The organism is Caulobacter sp. P1_B12_2 (assembly GCF_056406675.1).
The window spans coordinates 1-1,704 of record NZ_JBFTZS010000668.1 but is presented as its reverse complement, the minus strand read 5'-3'; the positions used below and the strand labels follow the sequence as shown (position 1 = coordinate 1,704).

Annotated in this window: 1 protein-coding gene and 1 pseudogene; one reads left to right on the top strand and one right to left on the bottom strand. The window is 71.9% G+C overall.

The window, feature by feature from the left end; all coding sequences use genetic code 11:
• Nucleotides 1-230: pseudogene (locus AC1DZ6_RS24700) on the bottom strand (bifunctional regulator KidO); the annotation flags it as partial.
• Nucleotides 231-420: 190 nt separating this feature from the next.
• Between AC1DZ6_RS24700 and AC1DZ6_RS24695 the strand changes: the two are divergent.
• Entirely contained in the window at nucleotides 421-1,395 is a 975-nt protein-coding gene (locus AC1DZ6_RS24695; RefSeq protein WP_477099739.1) for an XdhC family protein, read from the top strand.
• Nucleotides 1,396-1,704 lie beyond the last annotated feature (309 nt).

Here is a 1,704-nt window from a genome sequence, read left to right as displayed (position 1 = left end):
GCCGACAGGGTGACGCGGAACGGCACGGGACGGGGAATCAGGTCGCCCAGCACCTGCTCGGCGCGGCCGTAATTGCCGGACACGTCCAGCACCGACAGACGGGCGCGGGCGGCGATGTTGAGGATGTCGCGAGCTTCGGTTTCCGGCGAGCGGGCGCGCGGCGACGCGCTCATGCCGTCCAGTCCGAACTGGGCGGCGGCAAGACCGAGCTTGGAAACGGAAAGCGACATGGAAATCCGTGCGGACTGAACACCAGTGTCGGCAAGCCTACGCCCCAAGGTTTGAAGAAGGCGTTTCTGGAAACTTTCCGAGGCGTTAACATGCTCGGCAATGAACCTGCCCGATCACGCCGACACCGACGTGTCTCTCGTCCCCGCCGCCACGCCCTCCGACTGGCCCCTGCACGGCCTGGCGGACGACATGCGCCCGGCCCTGGCCGACGCCCTGGCCCGGGGGCCGGCGGCGCTGGCGACCATCATCGCCCTCGGCGACGGCGGCCCCCGCCCGGTCGGCACCCAGATGGTGTTCGGGGTCGAAAGCCGGGCGGGCTTCCTGTCGGGGGGTTGCATCGAGGCCGACGTCGAGGATCACGCCCGAGCCTGCATCGCCGACGGTCGGCCCCGGCGGCTGGTCTATGGCGAGGGCAGCCCCTGGCCCGACATCCGCCTGCTGTGCGGCGCGCGAATCGAGATCCTGGTCGAACGCGTCGCTTCCGACGATCCGGCGGCCCGCGAGCTGCTGGCCCTGGCCGCGGCACGGGTCCCGGCGATCTGGATCAGCGACGGCGAGCGGCGGCTCTGCGCCGAGCTGCCGGAGTTCGTTTCCGCCTGGCCTGGAGCCTTTTCGCGCCGATTCGACCCGCCGCCCCGGCTGGTGGTGTTCGGCGGCGACCCGACCGCCCTGGCCGTGGCCAGCCTCGGCGCCCAGTCCGGCTTCCAGACCACTTTGGTGCGGCCCAAGGGCCCGACCGCGCCGCCGCCCCTGTCCGGCGTGGCCTATCGCCGCGACGAGGTCGCCGTCGCCGTGGCGGCGATCGGCCTGGACGCCTGGACGGCGGTGGCGATCTGCGGCCACGACGAAGAGATCGATCATCAGGCCCTGCTGGCCGCCCTGCCCTCGGCCGCGCCCTATGTCGGCCTGCTGGGCGCGCGGCGGCGGCTGGGCGAGCGGCTGGACCGCCTGCGGGCGGCCGGGGTCGGCGAGCGCGACCTTCAGAAGCTGCGCGCGCCGATCGGTCTCGACCTCGGCGGCAAGGCCCCATTCGAGGTGGCCGTGGCGGTGATCGGCGAGATCATGGCCACGCGGCATGGCCAGCCGGCCCTGGCACGGCGGACGCCCTCCGCCCCCGATGGGGGCGGACAGGCGGCGAAGCCGCCAGGTGGGGGCAAGTCTTAGCGGGCGGGGTGTTGCAGGCACGGCTTCTCGACCCCGGGCTTTCGCTGGCGAGTGGGTGGGGGAGGCGCGGAGCGGTCCGGGCCGAGCCCGGATGACCGTGGGTTTGAATGTGCGTTTCGGCTTGGCTCGACCGCTCCGCGAAACCGTTCTTCTCAAGGGACGGCGATTGAGGGCCTGTTTCATCCCGATCGACGTTTCCCCTCAGGCGGGCAGGATCAAAGTCGCCCGGAAGGGGCCGTCGGCGACTCCGACTGATCCTCGAACAGGCCGGTTTGAACTCCCAGCCCCGTCAACCCGCCTGTCCCGCCA

Coding starts and splice junctions, on each gene's coding strand:
- AC1DZ6_RS24695 (WP_477099739.1), top strand. CDS start 421: ATGCGCCCGGCCCTGGCCGACGCCCTGGCCCGGGGGCCGGCGGCGCTG.